Source organism: Streptomyces sp. KL116D (assembly GCF_030766975.1).
Lineage (GTDB): Bacteria > Actinomycetota > Actinomycetes > Streptomycetales > Streptomycetaceae > Streptomyces > Streptomyces longispororuber_A.
Genome location: NZ_JASERH010000024.1, coordinates 35,324 through 59,576, shown reverse-complemented (window position 1 = coordinate 59,576; position 24,253 = coordinate 35,324). Strand labels below are relative to the sequence as shown.

19 protein-coding genes and 5 tRNA genes are annotated in these 24,253 nt (G+C 70.2%); 11 read left to right on the top strand and 13 right to left on the bottom strand.

Features of this window, described 5'->3' with window-relative positions:
- Positions 1 to 71 precede the first annotated feature (71 nt).
- Positions 72 to 1,484, bottom strand: a complete 1,413-nt coding sequence (locus tag RBJ77_RS07680; RefSeq protein ID WP_372344266.1) for a sulfatase — start codon at positions 1,482 to 1,484, stop codon at positions 72 to 74.
- 187 nt (positions 1,485 to 1,671) lie between these two features.
- A complete protein-coding gene (locus RBJ77_RS07675) occupies positions 1,672 to 1,764 on the bottom strand; it encodes a putative leader peptide (protein ID WP_372344250.1) in 93 nt (30 codons plus the stop codon).
- Positions 1,765 to 1,991: 227 nt separating this feature from the next.
- Here RBJ77_RS07675 and purF point away from each other — a divergent pair, with 227 nt between their 5' ends.
- Together purF and purM are read left to right on the top strand one after the other, a co-directional pair.
- A complete protein-coding gene (purF, locus tag RBJ77_RS07670; protein WP_255979799.1) occupies positions 1,992 to 3,518 on the top strand; it encodes an amidophosphoribosyltransferase in 1,527 nt (508 codons plus the stop codon).
- A 43-nt stretch (positions 3,519 to 3,561) separates the two neighbouring features.
- Positions 3,562 to 4,626: a phosphoribosylformylglycinamidine cyclo-ligase gene (purM, locus tag RBJ77_RS07665; RefSeq protein ID WP_372344249.1), complete on the top strand. Its 1,065-nt coding sequence runs from the start codon at positions 3,562 to 3,564 to the stop codon at positions 4,624 to 4,626.
- A 105-nt stretch (positions 4,627 to 4,731) separates the two neighbouring features.
- Here purM and RBJ77_RS07660 read toward each other — a convergent pair whose 3' ends face one another.
- Positions 4,732 to 5,001: a DUF3073 domain-containing protein gene (locus RBJ77_RS07660; protein WP_255979795.1), complete on the bottom strand. Its 270-nt coding sequence runs from the start codon at positions 4,999 to 5,001 to the stop codon at positions 4,732 to 4,734.
- Between the two features lie 263 nt (positions 5,002 to 5,264).
- Positions 5,265 to 6,368 (bottom strand): Leu/Phe/Val dehydrogenase, encoded by a 1,104-nt coding sequence (locus RBJ77_RS07655; RefSeq protein WP_372344248.1) that lies wholly within the window; start codon positions 6,366 to 6,368, stop codon positions 5,265 to 5,267.
- Positions 6,369 to 6,602: 234 nt separating this feature from the next.
- On the opposite strand from RBJ77_RS07655, the gene RBJ77_RS07650 reads away from it, so the two are divergent.
- Positions 6,603 to 7,442: a hypothetical protein gene (locus tag RBJ77_RS07650; protein WP_372344247.1), complete on the top strand. Its 840-nt coding sequence runs from the start codon at positions 6,603 to 6,605 to the stop codon at positions 7,440 to 7,442.
- A 476-nt stretch (positions 7,443 to 7,918) separates the two neighbouring features.
- The gene (gene bldC, locus RBJ77_RS07645; protein ID WP_003949541.1) at positions 7,919 to 8,125 is read left to right on the top strand and encodes a developmental transcriptional regulator BldC; all 207 of its coding nucleotides are present in this window, start codon (positions 7,919 to 7,921) and stop codon (positions 8,123 to 8,125) included.
- 493 nt (positions 8,126 to 8,618) lie between these two features.
- Here the strand turns inward: bldC and RBJ77_RS07640 are convergent, their stop codons facing one another.
- The 3 genes from RBJ77_RS07640 to hrpA all read right to left on the bottom strand — a co-directional run bounded on the left by RBJ77_RS07640 (position 8,619) and on the right by hrpA (position 13,237).
- Complete coding sequence (locus tag RBJ77_RS07640) at positions 8,619 to 8,834, bottom strand: DUF6274 family protein (protein ID WP_372344246.1); 216 nt, start codon at positions 8,832 to 8,834, stop codon at positions 8,619 to 8,621.
- Positions 8,835 to 9,063: 229 nt separating this feature from the next.
- Positions 9,064 to 9,138: transfer RNA gene (locus tag RBJ77_RS07635), tRNA-Asp, on the bottom strand.
- A 94-nt stretch (positions 9,139 to 9,232) separates the two neighbouring features.
- On the bottom strand, positions 9,233 to 13,237 hold the full coding sequence (gene hrpA / locus RBJ77_RS07630) for an ATP-dependent RNA helicase HrpA (RefSeq protein WP_372344245.1): 4,005 nt from the start codon (positions 13,235 to 13,237) through the stop codon (positions 9,233 to 9,235).
- Positions 13,238 to 13,353: 116 nt separating this feature from the next.
- Between hrpA and RBJ77_RS07625 the strand changes: the two genes are divergently transcribed.
- A complete protein-coding gene (locus RBJ77_RS07625; RefSeq protein WP_372344244.1) occupies positions 13,354 to 14,448 on the top strand; it encodes an ABC transporter permease in 1,095 nt (364 codons plus the stop codon).
- A gap of 66 nt (positions 14,449 to 14,514) precedes the next feature.
- Here RBJ77_RS07625 and RBJ77_RS07620 read toward each other — a convergent pair.
- The 4 genes from RBJ77_RS07620 to RBJ77_RS07605 form a co-directional block, all read right to left on the bottom strand.
- Positions 14,515 to 14,588: transfer RNA gene (locus RBJ77_RS07620), tRNA-Phe, on the bottom strand.
- Positions 14,589 to 14,611: 23 nt separating this feature from the next.
- Positions 14,612 to 14,686 (bottom strand) — tRNA-Asp (locus RBJ77_RS07615).
- Positions 14,687 to 14,724: 38 nt separating this feature from the next.
- Positions 14,725 to 14,797, bottom strand: a tRNA-Glu gene (locus tag RBJ77_RS07610).
- Between the two features lie 80 nt (positions 14,798 to 14,877).
- Complete coding sequence (locus tag RBJ77_RS07605) at positions 14,878 to 16,464, bottom strand: metallophosphoesterase (protein WP_372344243.1); 1,587 nt, start codon at positions 16,462 to 16,464, stop codon at positions 14,878 to 14,880.
- A gap of 59 nt (positions 16,465 to 16,523) precedes the next feature.
- Here RBJ77_RS07605 and RBJ77_RS07600 point away from each other — a divergent pair, with 59 nt between their 5' ends.
- From RBJ77_RS07600 to RBJ77_RS07580, 5 genes are all read left to right on the top strand, one after another.
- Positions 16,524 to 16,874 carry a metallopeptidase family protein gene (locus RBJ77_RS07600; RefSeq protein WP_181512717.1) on the top strand — a complete coding sequence of 117 codons (351 nt, stop codon included), beginning with the start codon at positions 16,524 to 16,526 and terminating at the stop codon, positions 16,872 to 16,874.
- Between the two features lie 154 nt (positions 16,875 to 17,028).
- On the top strand, positions 17,029 to 17,544 hold the full coding sequence (locus RBJ77_RS07595) for a hypothetical protein (RefSeq protein ID WP_372344242.1): 516 nt from the start codon (positions 17,029 to 17,031) through the stop codon (positions 17,542 to 17,544).
- Between the two features lie 243 nt (positions 17,545 to 17,787).
- Complete coding sequence (locus RBJ77_RS07590; RefSeq protein WP_372344241.1) at positions 17,788 to 19,977, top strand: DEAD/DEAH box helicase; 2,190 nt, start codon at positions 17,788 to 17,790, stop codon at positions 19,975 to 19,977.
- 125 nt (positions 19,978 to 20,102) lie between these two features.
- A complete protein-coding gene (locus RBJ77_RS07585) occupies positions 20,103 to 21,599 on the top strand; it encodes an amino acid permease (protein WP_372344240.1) in 1,497 nt (498 codons plus the stop codon).
- A 101-nt stretch (positions 21,600 to 21,700) separates the two neighbouring features.
- A tRNA-Lys gene (locus RBJ77_RS07580) sits at positions 21,701 to 21,773 on the top strand.
- A 79-nt stretch (positions 21,774 to 21,852) separates the two neighbouring features.
- Here RBJ77_RS07580 and RBJ77_RS07575 read toward each other — a convergent pair.
- On the bottom strand, positions 21,853 to 22,104 hold the full coding sequence (locus RBJ77_RS07575; RefSeq protein ID WP_255980411.1) for a chaplin: 252 nt from the start codon (positions 22,102 to 22,104) through the stop codon (positions 21,853 to 21,855).
- 312 nt (positions 22,105 to 22,416) lie between these two features.
- Positions 22,417 to 23,613: an FAD-dependent monooxygenase gene (locus RBJ77_RS07570; protein WP_372344239.1), complete on the bottom strand. Its 1,197-nt coding sequence runs from the start codon at positions 23,611 to 23,613 to the stop codon at positions 22,417 to 22,419.
- Between the two features lie 106 nt (positions 23,614 to 23,719).
- Between RBJ77_RS07570 and RBJ77_RS07565 the strand changes: the two genes are divergently transcribed.
- Complete coding sequence (locus RBJ77_RS07565) at positions 23,720 to 24,127, top strand: hypothetical protein (RefSeq protein ID WP_372344238.1); 408 nt, start codon at positions 23,720 to 23,722, stop codon at positions 24,125 to 24,127.
- Positions 24,128 to 24,253: the final 126 nt, after the last annotated feature.

Below are 24,253 nucleotides of genomic sequence, written 5' to 3'. Positions count from 1 at the left end.
CCGACCGGCCGACGGCCCACCGCCGGGACGCCCGGGCGGACGCCGAAAGGGTCACCCGGTGGGGTCGGCCGTCAGCCCGGATACGGGAGAAGCGTCGCGTCCGTCCTCTCCCACACCGCCTTCAGCTCGGCCAGCAGCTCCGGCTCGTCGGCCGCCCGGTCCGCCTGCTCGCGCCGGTCGGCCGAGAGGTCGAAGAGCTGGTCGGCGCCGCCCTTGCCGCGGTAGTACTTCCACTTCCCGCGCCGCACCGCCCGCTCCCCGCGCACCCGCCAGAACAGCTCGCGCCCGGCCGGCAGCTCCTCGCCGCGCAGCAGGTACCCGGCGAGACTGGTGCCGTCGAGCGGATGCGCCCGGTCGGGCCTGGCCCCGCCGATCTCCAGGAGCGTCGCCGTCCAGTCGGGCGTGAACACGGGCTCGTGGCTGACCTGACCGCCGCGCAGCCGGGCCGGCCAGCGCACGATCGTCGGGACGCGGATGCCGCCCTCCTGCAAGGACGCCTTGTTGCCGGACAGCGGCCAGTTGTAGGAGAAGCGCTCACCGCCGTTGTCCGAGGCGAAGAAGACGAGCGTGTCCTGCTCCTGCCCCGACTCCTTCAGCGCCCTCAGCACCTGCCCCACCGACCGGTCCAGGTCCTGCACCATCTCCGTGTACTTCTCGACGGAGCCGCCGTCGTCGTGGAAGAGGGCCCGCCGGTCCCCGGCCTCGATCCGCCGGACGACCTCGGCGCTCGCCTCCTCGTCGCCGTCGGCGATCCACGGCCAGTGCGGGGTGGTGAAGTTGAGGTTGAGAAGCCACGGCCTGTCGCCGTGGTCCCGGCGCACGTACGCGCTCGCCCGCTCGGTCAGGATCCGCGTGTAGTACCGCAGGTCCTTGTACTCGGCGTCGCCCTCGTAGAGGTCGTACTCCCCGCCGAGCCCCAGCTTCGAGTAGTACTCCAGGGCCCCGCCGAAGTTCCCGAAGAACTCGTCCCAGCCGGACCGGGTCGGCGAGTAGTCCGGGAGGTAGCCGCAGTGCCACTTGCCGATGAGCGCGGTCGAGTAGCCCGCGCCGCGCAGCAGCGAGGCGAGCGTCGGATGGTTCGGGTCGAGCCCGACGGACCGGTCGGCTATCGGCTCGGCGAGCCCGCCCTTCGTCCGCCCGGGATAGCGGCCCGTGTAGAGGCTGAACCGGGTCGGCGAGCAGGTCGCGGAGCCGCTGTAGGCGTCGGTGAACCGGACGCCCTGCCGGGCGAGCCGGTCCAGGTTCGGGGTCTTGATGTGCGGGGCGCCGTACGAGGAGAGGTCGGCCCAGCCCAGGTCGTCGCCCAGGATGAACAGGATGTTGGGCCGTCGTGACCTGCGGTCGGCCGCGGCCCGGAAGGGCGTCTCGCGCGAGGTGGCCGCCCGGGCGGTTCCGGTTCCCGAGGTCGTGGCGGCGACGCCGAGAGCGGCGACGGCGGCCCCGCCGAGGGTGCGGCGGGACAGGTCGGAGGCGTGCGGGGACATGAGGTCTCCGGGTGTCGGGGTGTCGATGCGCGGCTCGGTCACGCCGGGCGCGGGGCGCGGCGCGAGCGAGAGGAACGGCCAGGGGCCGTGACGGGGAGGACCCGGGCCGGGGAGAGGAATCCCGGACGGACGGGCGCCGGCCGGAGCCGGCGTCAGGGAGCCGGCACGGCCCGGGGGAGATCAGGGATCAGGCGCAACGACAGATCGCGCTCGCGACACGGACCAGGTCGACGTGGCGGCGCTCCACAAGGGTGACCGCACGGTCACGGAGTGGCTGCATGATCGAGGACCTTGCCGACTCTGACGTACACCTGTCAACGCCCGGTCCGTACTCCGGACGCCGCCACGGGCCCGCGGCAGCGAGTTCCGTCACACTCGGTGCGGCCGGACGACGGCCGAGCTACGCGCGTCCGCCCGTTCGTACGGGGGTCCGGACGGGGTCCGTCAACGTGACGAGGCCGTATCCCCAATTCGGACCAGTGGTCGATCCCGTCTACACTCGGTGGCGTGCCACGTGGTGACGGTCGACTCAATCACGATCTGCTCCCCGGCGAGAAAGGCCCCCAGGACGCTTGTGGCGTCTTCGGTGTCTGGGCTCCGGGCGAAGAGGTCGCAAAGCTCACGTACTTCGGGCTCTACGCCCTCCAACATCGGGGTCAGGAATCCGCGGGAATCGCGGTCAGCAACGGCTCCCAGATCCTCGTCTTCAAGGACATGGGCCTCGTGTCCCAGGTCTTCGACGAGACTTCCCTAGGTTCGCTCCAAGGTCATATCGCGGTCGGTCACGCCCGCTACTCGACCACCGGGGCCTCCGTGTGGGAGAACGCCCAGCCGACGTTCCGTGCCACGGCGCACGGCTCGATCGCGCTCGGCCACAACGGCAACCTGGTCAACACGGCGCAGCTCGCCGAGATGGTCGCCGAACTCCCCAAGGAGAACGGCCGCGCCACGCAGGTGGCGGCCACGAACGACACCGACCTCGTCACCGCGCTGCTCGCGGGCCAGGTCGACGACGACGGCAAGCCGCTGACCATCGAAGAGGCGGCCGCCAAGGTGCTGCCTCAGGTCCAGGGCGCCTTCTCGCTGGTCTTCATGGACGAGCACACCCTGTACGCCGCCCGCGACCCGCAGGGCATCCGCCCGCTGGTCCTCGGCCGGCTGGAGCGCGGCTGGGTGGTCGCCTCCGAGTCCGCCGCACTCGACATCTGCGGTGCCAGCTACGTCCGCGAGATCGAGCCGGGCGAGTTCGTCGCCATCGACGAGAACGGCCTGCGCACCTCTCGCTTCGCTGAAGCAAAGCCCAAGGGCTGTGTCTTCGAGTACGTCTATCTGGCCCGTCCCGACACGGACATCGCGGGCCGGAACGTCTATCTCTCGCGTGTGGAGATGGGCCGCAAGCTCGCCAAGGAAGCTCCGGTCGAGGCCGACCTCGTCATAGCGACGCCGGAATCCGGCACTCCGGCCGCGATCGGTTACGCGGAGGCCTCCGGCATCCCGTTCGGCGCGGGTCTGGTGAAGAACGCCTACGTCGGGCGCACCTTCATCCAGCCGTCCCAGACGATCCGCCAGCTCGGCATCCGGCTGAAGCTGAACCCCCTCAAGGAAGTCATCAAGGGCAAGAAGCTCGTGGTCGTCGACGACTCGATCGTCCGCGGCAACACGCAGCGCGCCCTGGTCCGCATGCTCCGCGAGGCGGGCGCGGCCGAGGTCCACATCCGGATCTCGTCGCCGCCCGTGAAGTGGCCCTGCTTCTTCGGCATCGACTTCGCGACCCGCGCCGAGCTCATCGCCAACGGCATGACGGTCGAGGAGATCGGCACGTCGCTGGGCGCGGACTCCCTCTCGTACATCTCCATCGACGGCATGATCGAGGCGACCACCATCGCCAAGCCGAACCTCTGCCGCGCCTGCTTCGACGGCGAGTACCCGATGGACCTCCCCGACCCCGAGCTGCTCGGCAAGCAGCTCCTGGAGACGGAACTGGCCGCGGGACCCGCCGCCACGGCTGCGGCCGACGCGATCCGTCGCCCGTAGGCGTCCTAGTTCTCGTATTCACCAACCCGAAAGATCCCAGGCAATGTCTGAGACTGGTGCCAGCTACGCGTCCGCGGGCGTCGACATCGAAGCCGGCGACCGCGCCGTAGAGCTGATGAAGGAGTGGGTGAAGAAGACGCAGCGCCCCGAGGTCCTCGGTGGCCTCGGCGGCTTCGCCGGCCTCTTCGACGCCTCCGCCCTGAAGAAGTACGAGCGTCCGCTCCTGGCCTCCGCGACCGACGGCGTCGGCACGAAGGTCGACATCGCCCGGCAGCTGGGCGTCTACGACACGATCGGCCACGACCTCGTCGCGATGGTCATGGACGACATCGTCGTGTGCGGCGCCGAGCCGCTGTTCATGACCGACTACATCTGCGTCGGCAAGGTCCACCCGGAGCGCGTCGCCGCCATCGTGAAGGGCATCGCCGAGGGCTGTGTGCTCGCCGGCTGCGCCCTGGTCGGCGGCGAGACGGCGGAGCACCCGGGCCTGCTGGGCCCGGACGACTTCGACGTCGCGGGCGCCGGCACGGGCGTCGTCGAGTACGACGACCTGCTGGGCCCGGACCGTATCCGTACGGGTGACGCGGTGATCGCCATGGCGTCGTCGGGTCTTCACTCCAACGGGTACTCGCTGGTCCGCCACGTCCTTTTCGACCGCGCGGGCATGTCTCTCGACCAGCAGGTCGACGAGCTGGGCCGCACGCTGGGCGAGGAGCTCCTGGAGCCCACCAAGATCTACTCGCTGGACTGTCTGTCGCTCACCAGCACCACGCAGGTCCACGCCTACAGCCACATCACCGGCGGCGGTCTCGCGGCGAACCTGGCCCGTGTGATCCCCGACGGCCTGCACGCCACCGTGGACCGCTCCACGTGGGCCCCCGGCGCGATCTTCGACCTCGTCGGCAAGGCCGGCTCGGTCGAGCGCCTGGAGCTCGAGAAGACGCTGAACATGGGCGTCGGCATGATGGCGATCGTGCCGCAGGAGTCCGTCGACGTCGCCCTCGCGACCCTCGCCGACCGCGGCGTGGAGTCCTGGGTGGCCGGCGAGATCACCGCCCGCGGCGACCACGCCACGGGCGCCGAGCTCACCGGGGACTACGCGAAGTAGTCCCCGCGGGGCCCTTGTGAGAACAGCACAAAACCCGGTCCGGCGTGTGACCACCCCGGACCGGGTGAAGTGCAGCAGTTATGTGTCGCTGGAAGTGTTACGAGGTCAAGCGCCGCGGCGCTGGGACGACGGACCGGACTCGTCTGAGTCCTCGTCTTCCTCGTCGGCGTCGTACAGATCCGCATAGCGGGCGTACGGGTCGTCTTCCTCGTCGTCGTCCTCGAAAGGCTCGCCGTTCGGCGGCTGATTCGATACAGGATTCGACGTCGATGCGCCCAGCTCATTGGCCAGACGCGACAGGTCAGTCCCGCCGCTGCTGTACTTCAGCTGGCGGGCGACCTTCGTCTGCTTGGCCTTTGCCCGGCCGCGCCCCATGGCTCGACCCCCTCGGATACGGGGCTCGACGGCCCCAGAGTCTTGACACGCGTTCATGATCTAGAACGGACTCTCCGCAGAGAGACCGGTCCGTAGGGCTTCCACGGTACCTGAGCCCACGCCCATACGGTACGTCGCCCGCAGGACGCGCCTGGGCGCAGGACCAGCCAGGAGCCCCGTCCTCGCTGGTCAGCTGCGATTTTAACCTCTTCTTGGCGGACGACCCGCCGAGGGGCGTGACTCTCGTCTCGCCCTGGACGCGATCAGTGCCGCGAGCGTGCCTCCGCGATGCGCTGCTCGGCGATCCGGTCGGCCGCAGCGGCCGGCGGGATGCCATCCGCCTTTGCGCGAGCGAAGATTCCGAGCGTGGTGTCGAAGATCTTCGCGGCCTTCTCCTTGCACCGGTCGAAGTCGAAGCCGTGCAGCTCGTCGGCGACCTGGATGACCCCGCCCGCGTTGACCACGTAGTCGGGTGCGTACAGGATCCCGCGGTCCGCGAGGTCCTTCTCCACGCCCGGGTGCGCGAGCTGGTTGTTGGCCGCGCCGCACACCACCTTCGCGGTCAGAACGGGAACGGAGTCGTCGTTCAGGGCGCCGCCGAGGGCGCACGGGGCGTAGATGTCGAGACCCTCCACCCGGATCAGCGCCTCCGTGTCGGGCACGACGGCGACCTCGGGGTGCTGGTCGGTGATCCGCCGCACCGACTCCGCCCGGACGTCGGTGACGACGACCTCGGCCCCGTCCGCGAGCAGGTGCTCCACGAGGTGGTGGCCGACCTTGCCGACGCCCGCGATGCCGACCTTGCGGCCGCGCAGCGTCGGGTCGCCCCACAGGTGCTGGGCGCTGGCCCGCATGCCCTGGAAGACGCCGAAGGCGGTCAGCACGGAGGAGTCGCCCGCCCCGCCGTTCTCGGGCGAGCGCCCGGTGGTCCAGCGGCACTCGCGCGCCACCACGTCCATGTCGGCGACGTACGTGCCGACGTCGCACGCCGTCACGTAGCGCCCGCCGAGCGAGGCCACGAACCGGCCGTAGGCGAGCAGCAGTTGCTCGGTCTTGACGACGGCCGGGTCGCCGATGATGACGGCCTTGCCGCCGCCGTGGTCGAGGCCGGCCATGGCGTTCTTGTACGACATGCCCCGCGCGAGGTTCAGGGCGTCGGCGACGGCCTCCTCCTCGGAGGCGTACGGGTAGAAGCGGGTGCCGCCGAGGGCCGGGCCCAGGGCGGTGCTGTGGAGGGCGATGACGGCCTTGAGGCCGCTGGCGCGGTCCTGGCAGATGACGACCTGCTCGTGGCCCCCCTGATCCGAGTGGAAGAGGGTGTGCAGGACGTCTGAGGTGCGGACAGAATCGCCGGTCACATCGGTCACTGTGGTGACTCCCAAGTACATAGCGGCGGTTGGGGCGGATCCCGTGCGGGTGGCGGGACGCCCGTCTGGTGCGTGCGGCAGAAGATTAGAGCCTGGACGCGCCCGCCATGGCCGCAGTGCCGAGGATCACTCTCTCGCGTCGACCGGCGCCGGAAGTACGGTCGAATCCCGCCGCGTCCTGCCGTGCGACGATTTGCAGTGTTTTCCGGCCGACGGGCGGGGGAGGGAGCAGCCGTGCCGAAGGTGTCGTCGGTGACCGTCCCGTACGCGGCGTATCTGCGCGTCTACGAACCCCTCGCAGCCTTCCCGCAGCCCGAGCGCGGCCACTGGGAGCGCTACGCGAAGCGGCGGAGGCGTCCCTCCTACCAGGACGAGCTGCGCCGTTCGCTGTCCGATCTGCTGCCCACGCCGCCGGTCCCCGTGCCGGTGCACGAGAGCGACGACGCGTTCGTGATCGAGGCCGACGGGGTGCTGTGCGTGTGCCCGTGGCGCACCCGGCTGCGCGGCTGGCAGGCCCTGGACGAGCTGCCGGGCCTGCTGCCCGCCCCGCTCCTGGACGCCGTGCTGCCCCCGGTGGTGCGCCGGCAGGCGGCCGACGACTACGAGCGCTGGCTGGAGCGGAACCCGGACGCGCGGCCCTGGATCCGCACCTCGACGTGGCAGGTGCCGCTGAACTGGTTCGTGCTGGTCGCGGACGAGGAGCGGGAGTACGAGCGCAAGGGCGACGACGGGCCGTTCCTGCGCTACCGGACGCCCATGGTGCAGGCCAGGCGGCGGGTGGCGCGCGGGCTGAAGGCGCTCAGGGACGCGATCGACGAGGGGCCGCTGATCGACGGCCTCGTGGACGTAGGGCGCTGGCTGGAGGAGTTCCACCCGCGCTCGTACGTCGAACTCGACTACGGCGGGCTCGTGCACGCCCTGCCGGCCGGCCTCCTCGACGAGGACCACTCGGCGGCGGACGTCGCCGAGGGCATCGCGGCGCTGCGCTCGGGGAACGGGAGCGACGCCGGAGAGGCGTACGCGCGACTCGTGCGACGCTGGCGTGCGGTGCGGGACCGTCAGTTCGCCAACTGACGGCGCTCGTCCGGTTCTTAGGGACCTACGTCCTGATCCGGGCGTTTGCCTCAAGCGTGACGGACCGCACTTACTGGGCCCTTGCGCCCAACACCCCCCCTCGTGCCAAAATAGGACAAGGAGCCCGGGGAGGGCTCCATCCATCCAACTAAGTCCAACCATGGATGGATTACTCAGCATTGCACTGTCGCTGGGGGGTCTGACGACTCCTGATCGCTCTGTGACTGATCGTCACTGTGGCGTGACTGTCCGCTATGGCATGGTCCATCGGCTTCCGTCGCTGATGAACACCTGGGAGGGCAATTCCATCGGTTTGGCCGACGCGGCTGGACGGATGGTGTAGTTGTAGTGCCGAGGACAAGCCGTTCGTCCTATAACCGACTCGACCCGTGTCCGCCATATCGGGCAACGCGGGTCAAGGTGCAGAATTTAAAGGAAAGAACCGAGAAGGTTCGGTTCTCCCGAGGAGGCCGCTCATGACCGCTCGCACCCCTGATGCCGAGCCGCTGCTGACCCCCGCTGAGGTCGCCACGATGTTCCGCGTCGACCCCAAGACGGTCACGCGCTGGGCGAAGGCTGGCAAGCTCACGTCGATTCGAACGCTCGGCGGGCACCGCCGTTACCGCGAGGCCGAGGTCCGCGCACTGCTGGCGGGTATCCCTCAGCAGCGCAGCGAGGCCTGAGGCACCGCATAGCGCAGCAATACCGGGCGTTCCGGGTCCCCCAACCCGTACCGCGCCCACCCCATAGCTCCACACGACGCGGGTCCCGCCCCAACGGGACCGCTTCTCACGAAGAACCCACCGAAGCGTCATCTCAACTGCATCACGGGTGCGTCGTCGATCGCGCTGGACTCCGCCGGGTCCAGCGCGATCTTTTTTGTGCGCGCTGGGCGGGGCCGGCCGGGGGTCTGTGGGTGCCCTTGTTGGACCTTGGTCGGTCTCTGGCAGACAGCTGTGCGGGTAGTGCAATTGCACATATTAAATTGAGGAGTTGTAGGGGGGGTGTAAGAAACGGTGTTTCCAAAACTCGTTCGGTGACACCCGTCACACGCACCGAAGCTTGTTGCAGGTGACACCCTTGCGCTAGAGGAGGTCCGCACGCGGGGGCGTCTGCGAGGAGACTCCGACTCTCTTCAGGCTGCCATCAGTTGGGGGCCCCGTGGGTCGGCTTTGGTCATGCCTTCGGGGGACTTTCGTCCCCGCCTCCCTCCAGGGCGCTCTCGCGGTCCTCCAGGGCGTCCTCCAGGGCCTCCGTGGCGGGATCCATGGCGAGCCGCAGGAGCCGGTGGCAGACCGGGCAGTGCCGGGTGAGGTGCCGGTAGCCGGACGCGGCGGAGAGGTGGGCGCGCAACAGCGCTCGGGTTTCGTGCCGTCGCGACGGTGCGGTCATGCGTACGCCTCCTGCCCCGGGTGCTGGTTCTGGCGTACCGAGCGGGTGTGCCGGAGTCAAGGCACACGAAGAAGGCCCGCACCCTTCGGTGCGGGCCTCCGTCCACTGCGGTCCTGACGGGATGCGCTGCGCCCGACGGCGGCTCCGTCGCGGGCGCGGCCTTCGCCGGACGGTTCCGGGAAGCAGAGAAGCCCCGCACCGTGACGGTGCGGGGCTTCTCCGTTTACTGCGGTCCTGACGGGATTTGAACCCGCGGCCTCCACCTTGACAGGGTGGCGAGCACTCCAAACTGCTCCACAGGACCAGGTTTTGCGGCGCTTACTTGCTTCCTGCGCTGCGAGAAGGACTCTACAGCAGCGCAGGCCATCCGGTCGAACTCACTCTGGGCGCACGGCCGGTTACGGCACGGCGGCGTCGATCGCCTTCACGATCCGCTTGTCCGAGACGGGGTACGCGGTGCCCAGCGCGTGCGCAAAATAGCTGACCCGCAGCTCCTCGATCATCCAGCGGATGTCCCGCACCTCCTGCGGCACGGGCCGCCCCTGCGGCAGCTGCTCCAGCAGCCACGCGTACTCGTCCTGCATCTCGTGGACCTTCTCCATGCGGGTCGTGTCCCGCTGGACGCCGGTGGGCATCTGCTGGAGCCGGCGGTCGGCCGCCACCAGGTAGCGCATCAGGTCGCCGAGCCGGCGCAGCCCGGTGGCCGTGACGAAGCCGGGGTGCACCAGGGCGTCCAACTGCTTGCGGACGTCCTGGAGGTTGGCGAGCAGCACCACGCTCTTCGTCGACTTCAGCCGGCGCTCGCACGCCTGCCACGCGGCCAGCACCTGCTGGACCTGGCCGACCGTGTGCACGGTCGTGTCGACGATCTCCGCGCGCACCTTCTCGTAGAGCTTCCGGTACGACTCCTCGTCCCACACCGGGCCGCCGAAGTCCGCGATGAGCTTGTCCGCGGCCGCCGTCGCGCAGTCGTCGAAGAGGGCCTGCACGGAGCCGTGCGGGTTCGCGGACAGGGCGAGCTTCGCCGCGTTGTTCAGCTTGTCCGAGGCGAACTTGGCCGGATTGACCGGGATATTGCGCAGGATGAGCCGGCGCGTGCCCTTCCACATCGCCTCGGCCTGCTCGGCCTCGGTGTCGAAGAGCCGGACGGACACGGTGTCGCCGTCGTCGACGAGCGCCGGGTACGCCTTGACCGGCTGGCCCGCCCGGCGCGTCTCGAAGACCTTCGACAGCGTGCCGATCGACCAGTCCGTGAGGCCCGAGCGCTCGACCGAGGGGCCGCCCGCGCGCTCGGCCGTCGCCGCGGCCGCCTTGGAGATGGCCTGCCGCGCCTTGGGCTTCAGCCGGAGCTTCAGCGCCTCCAGGTCCTTGTCCTCGGCGAGCTTGCGGCGCCGCTCGTCGACGATCCGGAAGGTGATCTTCAAGTGCTCGGGTACGCGGGCCAGGTCGAAGTCGTCCGGTGAGACCGGGACGCCGACCATCCGCTGCAGCTCGCGGGCGAGGGTCGTCGGCAGCGGCTCCTGGAGCGGGACGGCCCGGTCCAGGAACGCCTTCGCGAAGTTCGGTGCGGGCACGTAGTTGCGCCGGATCGGCTTCGGCAGGGACCGGATCAGCTCGACGACCACGTCCTCCCGGAGCCCCGGGATCTGCCAGTCGAAGCCCTCGTCCGTGACCTGGTTCAGCACCTGGAGCGGGATGTGGACGGTCACGCCGTCCGCGTCCGCGCCCGGCTCGAACTGGTACGTCACGCGGAACTTGAGCGCGCCCTGGCGCCAGTTGTCCGGATAGTCGGCCTTGGTGACCGCCTCGGCCGACTCCCGGATCAGCATGGAGCGCTCGAAGTCGAGGAGTTCGGGCTCCTCGCGCCTCTTCTGCTTCCACCAGGAGTCGAAGTGGGCCCCGGACACGACGTGCTCGGGGACCCGCTGGTCGTAGAAGTCGTAGAGGGTGTCGTCGTCCACCACGATGTCGCGGCGCCTGGCCCGGTGCTCCAGCTCCTCGACCTCGGTGAGGAGCCGGCGGTTGTCGGCGAAGAACTTGTGGTGCGTGCGCCAGTCGCCCTCCACCAGCGCGTTCCTGATGAACAGCTCGCGCGAGACCTCCGGGTCGACGCGGCCGTAGTTGATCTTCCGCTGGGCGACGATCGGGACGCCGTACAGCGTCACCTTCTCGTACGCCATCACGGCGGCCTGGTCCTTCTCCCAGTGCGGCTCGCTGTACGTCCGCTTGAGGAGGTGCTCGGCGAGCGGCTCGACCCACTCGGGCTCGATCTTCGCGTTCACCCGCGCCCACAGCCGCGAGGTCTCCACCAGCTCCGCCGACATCACGAAGCGCGGCGGCTTCTTGAAGAGGGCCGAGCCGGGGAAGATCGCGAACTTGGCGTTGCGGGCGCCCACGTACTCGTTCCGGCCGCGGTCGCGGCCGGCCTGCTTCGGGTCCTTCGCCTGCGACTCCTTGGACTCCTTCACGTCCTTCATGCCGATGTGCGAGAGCAGACCGGACAGGAGGGAGACGTGGACGGAGTCGCCGGGGGCGTCCTCCTCGTTCAGATGGATGCCCATCTGCTTGGCGACCGTGCGCAGCTGCGTGTAGATGTCCTGCCATTCGCGGATGCGCAGGAAGTTCAGGAACTCGCGCTTGCACATCCGGCGGAAGGCCGACGAGCCGAGCTCGCGCTGCTGCTCGCGGACGTAGGTCCACAGGTTCAGGAACGCCAGGAAGTCGCTGGTCTCGTCCTTGAAGCGGGCGTGCTGCTGGTCGGCCTGCTGCTGCTTGTCGGAGGGGCGCTCGCGCGGGTCCTGGATGGACAGGGCGGCGGCGATCACCATGACCTCGCGCACACAGCCGTTCTTGTCGGCCTCCAGGACCATGCGGGCCAGGCGCGGGTCGACCGGGAGCTGGGAGAGCTTGCGGCCCTGCTGGGTCAGGCGCTTGCGCGCGTCCTTCTCGGCCGGGTCCAACGCGCCCAGTTCCTGGAGGAGTTGGACGCCGTCGCGGATGTTGCGGTGGTCCGGCGGGTCGATGAACGGGAACTTCTCGATGTCGCCGAGACCGGCCGCCGTCATCTGGAGGATGACCGACGCCAGGTTCGTCCGGAGGATCTCCGCGTCCGTGAACTCCGGGCGGGCGAGGAAGTCGTCCTCGGAGTAGAGGCGGATGCAGATGCCGTCCGACGTACGGCCGCAGCGGCCCTTGCGCTGGTTGGCACTGGCCTGGCTGATGGCCTCGATCGGCAGCCGCTGCACCTTCGTGCGGTGCGAGTAGCGCGAGATGCGGGCCGTGCCCGGGTCGATCACGTACTTGATGCCGGGGACGGTCAGCGAGGTCTCCGCCACGTTCGTCGCCAGGACGATGCGTCTGCCCGTGTGCTGCTGGAAGACCCGGTGCTGCTCGGCGTGCGAGAGCCGCGCGTACAGCGGCAGCACCTCGGTGAACCGGTACTTCTTCTTCTCCAGCGCGTCCGCGGTGTCACGGATCTCCCGCTCGCCGGAGAGGAAGACCAGGACGTCGCCCGGACCTTCCTTCTGGAGCTCCTCGACCGCGTCCGTGATCGCGGTGATCTGGTCGCGGTCCGCGTCGTCGCCATCCTCTTCCAGGAGCGGGCGGTAGCGCACCTCCACCGGGTACGTGCGGCCGCTGACCTCGACGATCGGGGCGTCCCCGAAGTGCCGCGAGAAGCGCTCGGGGTCGATGGTCGCCGAGGTGATGACGACCTTGAGGTCGGGGCGCCTGGGCAGCAGCTGGGCCAGGTAGCCCAGCAGGAAGTCGATGTTCAGGGACCGCTCGTGGGCCTCGTCGATGATGATCGTGTCGTACGCGCGCAGCTCGCGGTCCGTCTGGATCTCGGCGAGCAGGATGCCGTCCGTCATCAGCTTCACGAACGTCGCGTCCTGGTCGACCTGGTCCGTGAAGCGGACCTTCCAGCCGACCGCTTCGCCGAGCGGCGTGTGCAGCTCGTCGGCGACGCGCTGGGCGACCGTGCGGGCCGCGATCCGGCGGGGCTGGGTGTGCCCGATCATGCCGCGCACGCCCCGGCCGAGGTCGAGACAGATCTTCGGGATCTGCGTCGTCTTGCCGGAGCCGGTCTCACCGGCCACGATCACGACCTGGTGGTCGCGGATCGCGTCGGCGATCTCGTCCTTCTTCTGGCTGACCGGGAGCTGCTCGGGGTACGTGACGTCGAGCGCCGCGCGGCGCTCGCGCCGGGCGGTCGTGCGGACCTCCGCCTTCGCGGCCTCCGCGTCGATCTCGGCGAGCACGGCGGCCCTGGCCTCCGGCTTGCGGATCTTGCGGGCCCCTTCGAGCCTGCGGCCGAGGCGGTGCGCGTCGCGCAGGGACAGCTCGGAGACGCGCCGCGCTACGGCGGCGATCCGATCGGCGGCGGGAGCAGGCTGCGTAGACATACGTGCTCCAGGATCTCACCTCGGGGAAAGACGTGGCGAACGGTTTTGGCTGCGGAGACGCCCGGCAGGAGCTTTGTCAGGATGTATGCGGCTTATGCGTGTTTTAACGTGCAGGTATGTCGCCGTTGCCCGATGAGGAACAGCCCCGCCCGCATCCGCCGCACGGCGAGCACGGCAGGCCGCCGACCGGGGCCGACCGGTGGGCGGGCTTCAAGAAGTCGCCGTTCCTGCCGGCGACCGTGCTGCTGTTCATCCTGGCCGCGGCGGCGGCCCTGTTCGCGGCCTCGTACACGTACTCCATGGCGAACCCGACGCCGCACCACATCCCGACCGGCGTGACCGGCGAGCGGGACGCCGCGCGGCGCAGCGCGTTCGTCGGGGCGATGGAGAAGGCGCTGGACGCGCAGCTCGACCTGAAGCACTACGACACCCGGGAGGAGGCCCGCCGGGCCATCGACGAGCAGCGGATCTTCGCCGTGCTCGACGTGCGGGACGGCGGCGCCCACGTCGACCTCGACGTCTCCAGCGCCTCCGGGGTGTCGGCCGCCCAGGTCTTCACGGAGGCGGCGCCACCGGTCAGCAAGGAGACCGGCATCCCGGTGACCGTCAAGGACCTGCACCCGCTGCAGAGCGGTGACCCGCGCGGCCTGACGATCTTCTACATCTCGCTCGCGGCCGTGATCATCGGCTTCGTCGGCGCGATCCAGCTGAGCGTGCACGCGCGCGGCCTGAACCCGGCCGAGCGGATCGCCTTCACGATCGGCTACGCGCTGCTCGGCGGTCTCGCGATCGCGGCGGTCGCCGACTGGTGGCTCGGCGCGGTCGACCTGCCGTTCTTTGAATCCTGGATGATCCTCGCGCTGACGATGTTCAGCTGCGGCATGGTCTTCACGATGTTCAACACGTTCTTCCACCGCTGGGCGATGATCCCGACCTGGGGTCTGCTGGTCCTGCTCGGCAACCCGGCCTCGGGCGGCGCGGTCGCCCCGCCGCTGCTCCCCACGGTCATCGGCCGCATCGGCCAGTGGCTGCCGCCGGGCGCCTCGGTCAACGCGCAGCACACGGCGGTCTACTTCCAGGGCCACCAGCACGCCTTCCCGTTCCTGGTGCTCGGCGGCTGGGCGCTGGTGTCGTGCGCCCTGTTCTGGTTCTGGCGCCACAAGCACCCGGGCGGCCGCGGCACCCAGCCGCTGCACGCCGCGGCGGTGTGAGGCCGGGGAACCCAGGAAGCCCGGGAAACGCAACAGGCCCCGTCCGAAGACGGGGCCTAGTTCCTGTGGCTGGGGCCGGGATCGAACCGGCGACCTATCGCTTTTCAGGCGATCGCTCGTACCAACTGAGCTACCCAGCCACGAAGTTCACGAGGAACTTCAGCGGTCCTGACGGGATTTGAACCCGCGGCCTCCACCTTGACAGGGTGGCGAGCACTCCAAACTGCTCCACAGGACCAAGCTGTTGCGTGCAACAGTGTCGCACACGGACTTACGTGCCCCCAACGGGATTCGAACCCGTGCTACCGCCTTGAAAGGGCGGCGTCCTAGGCCGCTAGACGATGAGGGCTATCGGCCCGCCTGCGCGCTTCGCAGCGCGTCGGGGACGTGAGAAGCATATGGGATGCGGGGAGCTATCGCCAAAACGGTTTACGGGCTCTCTTCGGGAGGGCTGCCCGACGAGGTCGCCCCGGGCTGGTTCTCCTTGGGCAGATGGCGGCTGACCTCGGCCTTCGTCAGGCCCAGACCGCCGAGCCTGATCTCGTCCCAGGCCTGCAGACGCTTGGTCGTGCGGTCCAGATAGAGGACGGACGCCTCGACCGGGTCGGGGTGCTCGTCGTCCACCGCGCGCAGCCCGCTGCCGCCCGTCGACCCCTCGATGCGCAGCCGCGTGCCGAGCGGCAGCACCTCCATCTCCTGGTGGTGGATGTGCCCCGCGAGCACCAGCGGCACCGCGCCGTCCGTCTCGCGGGCCGCGACCGGGTTGTGGGCGAGCGCGATGTCGACCGGGGTGCCGGCCGTGCGCTGGTCGTTGAGGGCGGAGGCGAGCCGGATGCCGGTGAGGCGTTCGGCCGGGTCGCCCATGGCCTTGGTCGAGCGGTCGGGGGTGTACTGCGGGTCGCCGGAGCCGGCGAAGCGCAGGCCCGCGACGGTGGCGGCCCGGCCGTCGTCGAGGACGTGGACGTTCTTGAACCGGGAGATGTAGCGCTGGGTCGCCTTCGAGTCGTGGTTGCCGCGGATCCAGACGTAGGGGGCGCCCAGGTCCTGGATCGGGTCGAGGAAGGCGTTCTCGGCGGTCGAGCCGTGGTCCATGGTGTCGCCGGTGTCGACGATCACGGAGATCCTGTACTGCTCCACGAGCGACGCGATGATCTTCCAGGCCGCCGGGTTGAGGTGGATGTCCGAGACGTGCAGGACGCGGATCGTCGAGGGGTCCGGCTGGTACGTGGGGAGCGTGGACGTCACGTCGTAGAGCTTGGTGACGTTGGTGACCAGGCGGGCCAACTCCTGCTGGTAGACGTCGAATTCGGTGACGATCGAGCGGGCGTTGCCGACGACGGAGGGGGCCGAGGAGAGGAGTCCGGAGAACTTCGGCTCCAGGACCGACTTCGGGTTCCAGGTCGCGTACGCCGTCGCGCCCGACGCCGCGAGCAGGGCGAGCGCCAGGCCGCCGGCCGCCAGGGCGCGGCGCGGGCGGCGGTAGACCGCGAGGCCGAGGGCCGTCGCGCCGGAGAGGACCGCGACGCAGGACCGGACGGCCAGGTCGGCGGTGCCGTGCTCGACGTCGCGGGCGACCTCGTCCTGGAGTCCCGAGAGGCGCTCCGGGTGGTCGACGAGGGCCTGGGAGCGGTCCGGGTCGAGCTGGTCGACGTCCACGTCGAGGCGGATGGGGGCGGTGTGAGAGCGGAGTTCCAGGGCGCCGAGCGGCGAGACGTTGATCTTGGTGCCGCCCGTGAGGGAGGGGCGCAGCGTCATCCGGGTGTCCATCGGGCCGACCGGGGCGCGGACGCTGCCGACGACGAGGAGGCCGAGCCAGGCGCCGAGCAGGACGACGCAGACCAGGCCGAGGGCGCGGCCCCAGGGGTGGGGCGGGTGGACGAGTTCCGGGACGGGGTGCGGGCGGCGTGCGCGGTGGTGGCGCAGCAGGGCGGCCGGGGCGGAGCGGATGCCCCGTACGCGGCTGCCCTGTATGCGGTGGAGTGCTAGGCGTATCGCGGCGACGGGCGAGCGGGCCATTGCTCCCGTATGCCCAAGTGGGCGGGTGGATATGCGGGGTCGTACCCGACAATGGCCGTGTGCTGGAGATGACGCGCGAGGAGTTCGAGGAACTGGTGGCCGAGGCGCTCGACCGGATTCCGCCCGAGTTGACGCGGCTGATGGACAACGTCGCGGTGTTCGTGGAGGACGAGCCGCCCGCCGACGATCCCGAGCTGCTCGGGCTCTACGAGGGGACGCCGCTCACCGACCGCGGTGAGTGGTACGCGGGCGTCCTGCCGGACCGGATCACCGTCTACCGGGGGCCGACGCTGCGGATGTGCGCGTCCCGCGAGGACGTGGTGGCCGAGACCGAGATCACCGTGGTGCACGAGATCGCCCACCACTTCGGGATCGACGACGCCCGGCTGCACGCACTCGGGTACGGGTGACGCGCTACGGGTGAGGCGTCACGCGTGCGATGCGGCGGGTGAGGCGCGACGGCTGACGTGTGGCGGTTGTGCGGGCTTTGTGCGGCGCGTGTCCTCCTGCGGGGCACGGGAGTTGGGAACGGTGACCCCGTCACATGCCCGGAGGTGCTCGCCCGTGCGCCAGCTGCCCGTATCGCTCTGTGTCCTTCGACTGGGACGCCTGGCCGCGACCACGGTGGCCGTCGCCGCGGCGGCCGGGTGCATGAGCGTGGCCGACGACGGGGGCCACCCGGCGCCGTCGCACTCCGCGGCGCACCGGGGCAGCGGCGCCGCCGCGCCGGACGGCGGGACCGTGGTCTCCGAGGGCGGGCGCGAGGTCGGGGCGCAGGCCGGAAAGGCGTCCGCGAGCCCCGGCGACCCGGCGGAGGCGTCGTCCTCGCCGTCCGCAGCGGAGTCCCCGTCGCGCGGTGCGGAGCCGTCCGCCGCGGTGTCCCCGTCCCGGTCGGCGCCGTCGGCCCGGCCGAGCACGCCGCGCGGCACGCCGTCCGACCCGGCCCCGACGAAGGAGCCGGACACCCCGACCCCCACGCCGTCCCCGACGACCGCCGAGCCGTCGTCGTCCGCGCACGAGCCGCAGGCCGCCCCGCAGATGCTGGGCGAGCCGGAGCCGCGGGCCGGGAATCCCGCCTAGGCGACGCCCCGGCGGGTGCCTTGTGAGGCGGGTCTCATGGATCGGGTTTGCCTCGGGGGGTAGTGGGTGCGTATGGTGGTAGATCGTTTGATCCCATTTGCCCGGCGCCGCTGAAGAGAGCGCCGCGTGGCGCGTACTCTCCCTTGCCGTGGCTGGACCGCATTGAGGCGGTCGACTTGCGAATGTGCAATTACACGGAGTTGACGGGCGCGTGCCGAGACTCCGGAAGGTTTCGCATTTCGCATGTCCATTTCCACTGAGAACCTCGCTGACCAGGCCGTCGAGACGACCGACGAGCTCATCGAGAACCCCGAGAACACCGAGATCGTCGAGAACGTCGAGAACACCGACGCCGACGACGTCATCGAGAACGACGAGCCCACCGTCACGTTCGCCGACCTGGGTCTGCCCGAGGGCGTCGTCCGCAAGCTCGCGCAGAACGGGGTGACCACCCCCTTCCCGATCCAGGCCGCGACCATCCCGGACGCCCTGGCCGGCAAGGACATCCTCGGCCGTGGCCGCACCGGCTCCGGCAAGACCCTCTCGTTCGGCCTGCCGACGCTGTCGCGTCTGGCCGGTGGCCGCAGCGAGAAGCACAAGCCGCGCGCCGTCATCCTCACCCCGACCCGTGAGCTCGCGATGCAGGTCGCGGACGCGCTGCAGCCGTACGGCGACCAGGTCGGCCTGAAGATGAAGGTCGTCTGCGGCGGTACGTCGATGGGCAACCAGATCTACGCGCTGGAGCGCGGCGTCGACATCCTCGTCGCCACCCCGGGCCGTCTGCGCGACCTCATCAACCGCGGCGCCTGCGACCTGAGCAACATCGAGGTCGCCGTCCTCGACGAGGCCGACCAGATGTCCGACCTGGGCTTCCTGCCCGAGGTCACCGAGCTCCTGGACCAGGTCCCGGCCGGCGGCCAGCGCATGCTCTTCTCCGCCACCATGGAGAACGAGATCAAGACCCTGGTCACGCGCTACCTGAACGACCCGGTCAGCCACGAGGTCGACGCCGCCCAGGGCGCCGTCACGACCATGTCGCACCACATCCTCATCGTGAAGCCGAAGGACAAGGCGCCGGTCACGGCCGCGATCGCCTCCCGCAAGGGCCGCACGATCATCTTCGTCCGCACGCAGCTGGGTGCCGACCGCATCGCCGAGCAGCTCCGCGAGGCCGGTGTGAAGGCCGACGCGCTGCACGGCGGCATGACCCAGGGCGCCCGCACCCGGACGCTGGCCGACTTCAAGGACGGCTACGTCAACGCGCTCGTCGCCACCGACGTCGCCGCCCGCGGCATCCACGTCGACGGCATCGACCTGGTCCTGAACGTGGACCCGGCCGGCGACCACAAGGACTACCTGCACCGCGCGGGCCGCACGGCGCGCGCCGGCCGCACCGGCACGGTCGTGTCGCTGTCGCTGCCGCACCAGCGCCGTCAGATCTTCCGCCTGATGGAGGACGCGGGCGTCGACGCCGGCCGCCACATCATCCAGGGCGGCGCCGCCTTCGACCCGGAGGTCGCGGAGATCACCGGGGCCCGGTCGATGACCGAGGTCGAGGCCGAGTCCGCGGGCAACGCCGCGCAGCAGGCCGAGCGCGAGGTCACCAGCCTGACCAAGCAGCTGGAGCGCGCCACCCGGCGCGCCGCCGAGCTGCGCGAGCAGGCCGACCGCCTCACCGCCCGCGCCGCCCGTGACCGTGGCGAGGACGAGGAGGGCGTGGCCGCGGCCGTCGCCGCCGCGCAGGAGGCCGCCGCCGAGGCCGTGGCCGCTGCCGAGGTGCCGGAGCCGCAGCCGGAGCGCGCCGAGCGTTCGTCCTCGTACGAGCCGCGTCAGCGCCGTGACGAGCGGGGCAACTTCGAGCGTCGCGACAACCGCCGTGACGGCGACCGCGGTGGCTTCAACCGTGACCGTGGCGGTTTCCGCCGCGACGACCGCCGGGACGGCGACCGTGGTGGCCGTTCCTTCGAGCGTCGTGACAACGACCGTGGCGGTTTCCGCCGTGACGACCGTCGTGACGGCGGCGACCGCGGTGGCTTCAACCGTGACCGCGGTGGCGACCGTGGTGGCTTCAACCGCGACGACCGTGGTGGCCGTTCCTTCGAGCGTCGTGACAACGACCGTGGCGGTTTCCGCCGCGACGACCGTCGTGACGGCGACCGCGGTGGCGACCGTGGTGGCTTCAACCGCGACGACCGTGGTGGCCGTTCCTTCGAGCGTCGTGACAACGACCGTGGTGGCTTCCGCCGCGACGACCGTCCGTCGGGCCACCGGGGCAGCGACCGTCCGTTCAACCGCGACCGCCGCGACGACCGTCCCTCCGGCGGCCACCGTCCCTACGGCCGCCGCGACGACCACCGTGGCGCCGGCTCGGGTTCGGGCTCCGGTTCCTTCGGTCGCCGTGACGACAAGCCGCGCTGGAAGCGCAACGGCTGATCCGCACAGCTGAGTTGAGGGCCCGGGAGACGCACTGCGCGTCTCCCGGGCCCTTTCGCGTGCGGCGGCAGTCCGGCGGCAGTCCGGCCGCATGGCGCGCCCCCGGCGAGGGAATCGCTGGGGGCATGACAAGTGAAGCGAACGAAGCCACTGACCGGAAACCGCCGTCCGCGGCGGCGGGTACGGACGAGGAACGGCTCGCTCAGCTCGGCTACACGCAGGTCCTCGCCCGCCGCATGTCGGCCTTCTCCAACTACGCGGTCTCCTTCACGATCATCTCGGTCCTCTCCGGCTGCCTGACCATGTACCTGTTCGGCATGAACACGGGCGGTCCCGTGCTGATCACCTGGGGCTGGGTCGGCGTCGGCCTGATGACGCTCTTCGTGGGCCTGGCGATGGCCGAGATCTGCTCGGCGTACCCGACGTCGGCGGGCCTCTACTTCTGGGCGCACCGGCTCGCGCCGGAGCGCAGCGCGGCGGCCTGGGCGTGGTTCACGGGCTGGTTCAACGTGCTCGGCCAGGTCGCCGTGACCGCCGGCATCGACTTCGGGGCGGCGTCCTTCCTGGGCGCGTACCTGAACCTCCAGTTCGACTTCGAGGTGACGCCGGGCCGCACGATCCTGCTGTTCGCCGCGATCCTGGTCCTGCACGGCCTGCTCAACACCTTCGGCGTGCGGATCGTCGCCTTCCTCAACAGCGTCAGCGTGTGGTGGCACGTGCTGGGCGTGGCGGTGATCGTGGGTGCGCTCGCCTTCGTACCGGACCACCACCAGTCGGCGTCGTTCGTCTTCGGCGAGTTCGTGAACAACACGGGCTGGGGCAGCGGCCTGTACGTCGTCCTCATCGGCCTGCTCATGGCCCAGTACACGTTCACCGGCTACGACGCCTCCGCCCACATGACGGAGGAGACCCACGACGCGTCGACGGCCGGTCCGAAGGGCATCGTGCGCTCCATCTGGACCTCGTGGATCGCGGGCTTCGTCCTCCTGCTGGGCTTCACCTTCGCGATCCAGTCGTACGACGGGGCGCTCGACTCACCGACGGGCGCGCCGCCCGCGCAGATCCTGCTCGACGCGCTCGGCGCCACGGCGGGCAAGCTGCTCCTGCTGGTGGTCATCGGCGCGCAGCTGTTCTGCGGCATGGCCTCGGTGACGGCCAACTCCCGGATGATCTACGCCTTCTCGCGCGACGGCGCACTCCCGTTCTCGCGCGTGTGGCGCACGGTCAGCCCGCGCACCAGGACCCCGGTCGCGGCGGTCTGGCTGGCGGCGGCGGGCGCGCTGGTCCTCGGCCTGCCGTACCTGATCAATGTCACGGCGTACACGGCGGTCACGTCCATCGCGGTCATCGGCCTCTACATCGCCTACGTCATCCCGACGCTGCTGCGGCTGCGCAAGGGGGACTCGTTCGAGCGCGGGCCGTGGCACCTGGGCCGCTGGTCCGGCGTGGTCGGGGTGATCGCGGTGACGTGGGTGGCCGTGATCACGGTCCTGTTCATGCTGCCGCAGGTCTCCCCGGTCACCTGGGAGACGTTCAACTACGCCCCCGTCGCGGTCCTCGTGGTCCTCGGCTTCGCGGGCATCTGGTGGCTGGCCTCGGCCCGCCGCTGGTTCCTGCGCTGAGCCCGCGGGCCCGCGCCCGAAACTCCGGGATGCCGATACCCGATCGGTGTCCCGGCGCTGTCGGGCTATGCTCGGGGGTGCGTCGGCCTAAGTCGGCGCGTGGACCCTTAGCTCAATTGGCAGAGCAGTGGACTTTTAATCCATTGGTTGTGGGTTCGAGTCCCACAGGGTCTACCGGAGCAGGAAGCGCCCGGACCGGCATCGGCCGGTCCGGGCGCTGCTCTTCGGGCCGGGGCCCGTGGAGCGGTGAAACCTAGTCGTTCACGCAGGTGTTGCCGAAGGCCGGGTTGAGCAGGCCGATCACGTTGACCGAGTTGCCGCAGGCGTTGATCGGAACGTCGATCGGAATCTGGACGACGTTGCCGGAGAGCACGCCCGGGCTGTGCTCGGCGACCGCGGCCGCGCTGGCCCCGTCGGGTCCGTCCAGCGCGGAGGCGACGGCAGCGGAACCCAGAACAGAGGCACCGGCCAGCACCGTGGCGGCTGCGAATGCGCGAAGACGCATCGATTCTCCCTGATAGGTGAGGGAATATGACCCTCCTATCAGAGCGCTGTCCGACTCTTCGGACGGCGAATTGGGCCGACGGCGGGCGTGTCCGTGCGGCCGGACGTCAGCTTCGGTCCACGCGAACCCAGCCGCGGGCGGGCCGGTTGGGCCTGGCCTGCCGCGGGAGCGTCCTGCCGTGGGCCCGCCAGAGGCGGACCACGGATTCGTAGATCGGAGTGTCCGAAGCAGGACGCGACAGGTCTGTCGGGTCGTTTCTCTTCTTCTCCATGGTGTGCTCAACGAAGTGCACCGGCCGGAGTAAGCACTGGTTCATTTGTTCTGCAGGATGCGCGCGATCCGGGGTCCGAGCCAGCGCTTCAGCGAACGCAGCGCCTGCGCCCGGTCGACCGCCCGGTCCACCCGGTAGTACAGCTGCGGCGGCACGTAGGGGAGCAGCGGGGAGTGGCGCTGGCCGAGCAGGGCGAACATCTGCTGCGGTTCCAGGTCGATGTAGCGCGTCAGGTTCTCGTACCAGCCCGCGCTGTGCCGCGCCGCGCTCTGCACCGGGAGCAGTTCGCGCCGGCGGACCCGCTCGTACTCGCCGAGCGCCGACGGCAGCGGGGCCGGTCCGCGCAGCGCCCTGGCCAGCGCCATCGCGTCCTGCATCGCCAGGGTGGTGCCCGCGCCGATGGAGTAGTGCGTGGTGTGGGCGGCGTCGCCGAGCAGGACCAGGTTGCCGTGCGACCAGACCCGGTTGGTGACGGTGGGGAACTGCTGCCACTGGGACGGACCGTCGACGTCGGTGCGGCCGATCAGCGGGTGGCCCTCCAGCGGCCCGGCGAAGAGGCCCTCCAGCAGCTTCAGGGCGACGTCCTGCGCCAGGACGTCCAGGCCGAGCCCCGTCCAGGTGTCGGGCGAGCACTCGACGATGCAGGTGCTGTGCGTGCCGTCGAAGCCGTACGCGTAGCACCACAGCCACCCGTGGTCGGTCTCCACGAAGCTGAAGGTGAAGGAGTGGAAGACCTTCGTCGTGCCGAGCCAGACGAACCGGTTGCGGCCCGAGACGATCCGGGTGCCGAAGTGCTCCGCGTGCCGGTCGCGCAGCTGGCTCCGGGAGCCGTCCCCCGCCACGACCAAGTCGGCCTCCAGAGCCGGGTCCTGGGGCGACAGCGCTTGGCCGTACCGGACGTCGACCCCCAGGTCGCCGGCCCGTTCCGCGAGGATCCTCAGCAGTCGGTGGCGGCCGATGGCGAATCCCTCGTCGCCGTGGTGGACGGTGGTCAGGTCGCGGACGTGGGCGACGCCGTCGCTCCAGCGCACCGAATGTTCCTCGATGGCGCGTGCGGACACCTCGTCGTGCGCCCTGAGCGTGTCGAGCATGTCGGGCCAATAGGTGACGCCCCATCCGTACGTGGCGCCCTCGGGGTTCTTCTCGTGGACGGAGACGTCCCGGCTGGCATCCTGCTGCTTCAGAAGGATGGCCAGGTACAGGGACGCGGGCCCTCCGCCGGCACAGACCACCTTCATGTGTGCTCTCCTCATAGACAGGCCCTGGACGAGCCCGGAAAGTACCGGTTGGTACTCCTGGGAAACGACGGTGCGGGCGTCTGGTTCTTGAAAGGCGAGGCCAAGGATGTTCTTCACGCGATGCGCGGTCCTGCTCGGTGCGGCGGCCCTCGCCTGGCTCTGCGCGCCGCACGCGACGGCCGACACCGAGGAGCCGCCGGTGCTGCTGACCGCGGCGGAGTGCCGGGCGGCGGGCGGCGTGCCGGCCTTCCGCGTCTACGGTGGCGGCGACGCCTATCGGTGCGTCAAGGAAGTCGAGGGAGCGGGCCCGGCGTCCGACGGCTCCGACCCGGGATTCGCCTTCGTACGTCGGCCGCATTTCGACCTGGACTATCTGGCACCCGCCGAATGCCAGGTCGGTGGCGGCGTGATGCGCTGGGACGACGGCGCTGACGCCGGGGGCGGTTCGCAGGTGTGCCAGGGCGGTGCGTACGACGGGAAGACGGTGGTCCCCGTCTTCGAGGAAACGAATTGAGCGTCACCCGTGAGGACTGAATTACTACCCTTTTCAGGATGTATCCCTGCATAAGCCGTGACTGCCTGCCGGGCCGCGCCGTTGAACAGGCCGACGGCTGCGACTACGCGGCCGCACCTGCCAAGC

Bases quoted from the DNA above. Each gene is read 5' to 3' on its own strand.
- RBJ77_RS07660 (WP_255979795.1), bottom strand. From the start codon at position 5,001: ATGGGGCGCGGCCGGGCAAAGGCCAAGCAGACGAAGGTCGCCCGCCAG.
- purM (WP_372344249.1), top strand. From the start codon at position 3,562: ATGTCTGAGACTGGTGCCAGCTACGCGTCCGCGGGCGTCGACATCGAA.
- RBJ77_RS07590 (WP_372344241.1), top strand. From the start codon at position 17,788: ATGTCCATTTCCACTGAGAACCTCGCTGACCAGGCCGTCGAGACGACC.
- RBJ77_RS07675 (WP_372344250.1), bottom strand. From the start codon at position 1,764: ATGCAGCCACTCCGTGACCGTGCGGTCACCCTTGTGGAGCGCCGCCAC.
- RBJ77_RS07625 (WP_372344244.1), top strand. From the start codon at position 13,354: ATGTCGCCGTTGCCCGATGAGGAACAGCCCCGCCCGCATCCGCCGCAC.
- RBJ77_RS07565 (WP_372344238.1), top strand. From the start codon at position 23,720: ATGTTCTTCACGCGATGCGCGGTCCTGCTCGGTGCGGCGGCCCTCGCC.
- RBJ77_RS07575 (WP_255980411.1), bottom strand. From the start codon at position 22,104: ATGCGTCTTCGCGCATTCGCAGCCGCCACGGTGCTGGCCGGTGCCTCT.
- RBJ77_RS07585 (WP_372344240.1), top strand. From the start codon at position 20,103: ATGACAAGTGAAGCGAACGAAGCCACTGACCGGAAACCGCCGTCCGCG.
- hrpA (WP_372344245.1), bottom strand. From the start codon at position 13,237: ATGTCTACGCAGCCTGCTCCCGCCGCCGATCGGATCGCCGCCGTAGCG.
- RBJ77_RS07605 (WP_372344243.1), bottom strand. From the start codon at position 16,464: ATGGCCCGCTCGCCCGTCGCCGCGATACGCCTAGCACTCCACCGCATA.
- RBJ77_RS07680 (WP_372344266.1), bottom strand. From the start codon at position 1,484: ATGTCCCCGCACGCCTCCGACCTGTCCCGCCGCACCCTCGGCGGGGCC.
- RBJ77_RS07640 (WP_372344246.1), bottom strand. From the start codon at position 8,834: ATGACCGCACCGTCGCGACGGCACGAAACCCGAGCGCTGTTGCGCGCC.
- RBJ77_RS07570 (WP_372344239.1), bottom strand. From the start codon at position 23,613: ATGAAGGTGGTCTGTGCCGGCGGAGGGCCCGCGTCCCTGTACCTGGCC.
- bldC (WP_003949541.1), top strand. From the start codon at position 7,919: ATGACCGCTCGCACCCCTGATGCCGAGCCGCTGCTGACCCCCGCTGAG.